This is a genomic window from Tamlana crocina, from assembly GCF_012037625.1.
The window spans coordinates 1-347 of sequence record NZ_JAAVJS010000553.1; the positions used below are offsets into that span (position 1 = coordinate 1).

Below are 347 nucleotides of genomic sequence, written 5' to 3' on the forward strand. Positions count from 1 at the left end.
CTTTACTATTACAGGATTAGACCTAACAGGTCTCTGAGACCTGTTAGGTCTGTAATGCTACCTTTTTTTATCCGATAATCTCACTGTCTTTCCTGAAGCGTTTTCCTCTACCTGTACGCTAAGGTTTTTTCCATTGTTTTCTTTTACTACCTCAAGTGCCTTTTCGCCAGTTACTTTATTTCCATTGAGATAGAATTCGGCACCCTCTTCTATCCAGCCTTTGACTGCCTCAATGGGAGAAGGCGGTGGCGGTGGAGGCATTGGTACATCAATATTTTGAGGTACAGGTGGCGGAGGAGGAGGAAGAGGTATTTCGCCCTCCTTGGGAGTTGGGGGAGCCGGAGGTG

The 347-nt window shown here is 46.4% G+C and carries 1 pseudogene; it reads right to left on the reverse strand.

Annotation, left to right across the window (positions count from 1 at the left end):
• Window positions 1-57 precede the first annotated feature (57 nt).
• Window positions 58-347 (reverse strand): annotated as a pseudogene (locus HC176_RS18010) (hypothetical protein); the annotation flags it as partial.